Annotated in this window: 1 protein-coding gene; it reads right to left on the bottom strand. The window is 64.1% G+C overall.

All coding sequences use genetic code 11. From position 1 onward, the window contains the following. Positions 1-26: 26 nt before the first annotated feature. Positions 27-1,177, bottom strand: a protein-coding gene (locus tag WDC87_RS21825; protein ID WP_201022396.1) for an IS3 family transposase whose coding sequence is annotated in 2 segments (ribosomal slippage) — positions 27-922 and positions 922-1,177 — 1,152 coding nt in all. Because the reading frame shifts where the segments join, the coding sequence is not laid out codon by codon here. Positions 1,178-1,240: the final 63 nt, after the last annotated feature.

The raw sequence follows: 1,240 nt of genomic DNA, 5'->3' as shown, positions 1-1,240 counted from the left end.
TGGACCGGCCAGAGTTCTGTAGACACTCAGTTGCCGCTCTGCGCGTAGCGCCTTTCAAACTCTACCGGTGACACGCCGCCAGCGGAACCATGCCGGCGGATCGGGTTGTAGAACATCTCGATGTAGTCGAACACGTCCGATGCTGCCATGGCGCGTGTCGGGTAGATCCGTCGCTTGATCCGCTCCTTCTTCAAGACGCTGAAGAAACTCTCTGCAACGGCATTGTCGTGGCAGTTCCCGCGACGACTCATGCTCGGCACCATCCGGTGCGCTTTCAGGAACGACTGCCAATCGCTGCTGGTGAACTGACAGCCCTGATCCGAATGCACCAGCACGCCTGGGCCCGGCTTGCGCCGCCAAGCCGCCGCCACCAGCGCCTGCAGCACCAGATCGCTGGTCATCGTCGGCGCCGTCGCCCAGCCCACGATCTGGCGCGAATACAGGTCCATCACTGCCGCCAGGAACAGCCAACCTTCGTAAGTGCGGATGTAGGTGATGTCCGTGACCCAGACCTTGTTCGGGGCCTCTGGCGTGAAGTCCCGGTTGAGCACATTGGTCACCAGGCCCACGGGGCCGCCGCGATGGCGCGGCTTGCGGCCATACCCGACCTGCGCACGCAGGCCTTCTGCCTTCATCAGCCTAAGGACGCGGTGCCGGCTGCAGCGCTCGCCGGCCTCGCGCAGGTCCAGGGTGATCTTGCGGTAGCCGTACACCGTGCCGCTGGCCAGCCAGTGATGCTTGATCAGTCCCAGCAGACGCTGATCCTCGCGCTCGCGAGCGCTGGCGCCATGGCGCAGCCAGGCGTAGTAGCCGCTGCGCTGCACGCCAAGCACCCGGCACATCGCCACCAGACGGAACTCGCGGACGTGCGCACGCATGAACGCGTACTTCGCCCTTACCCCTTGGCAAAGTACGCGGCGGCTTTTTTTAGGATGTCGCGCTCCTCGGTCACCCGCCGCAGCTCGGCCTTGAGCCGGCGGATCTCGGCTGAGTCGGTCGGCGCTGCTGCAGCACCGGATGCCGGTGTCGCCTTCCTGGCGGCCTGCACCCATCCATAGAGCGTGTGCTTGGGAATACCGATCCGGGAGGCGACGTCCACCACCGTGAAGCCACGCTCGATCACCTGCTTCACCGCCTCTGCCCGGAACTCATCCGTGTACTGCTTGCTGTTGCCCATAAACACCTCGGTCATTGCCATCAATTATGGCAACCGGATGTCTACGAAAGGCTGGCCGGTCCA

Origin of the sequence: Stenotrophomonas maltophilia group sp. Smal12 (genome assembly GCF_037079935.1) — a bacterium.
Taxonomy (GTDB): Bacteria; Pseudomonadota; Gammaproteobacteria; order Xanthomonadales; family Xanthomonadaceae; genus Stenotrophomonas; species Stenotrophomonas sepilia.
Note: the sequence above shows the minus strand (reverse complement) of the source record. Positions and strands in the feature narration are given on the sequence as shown.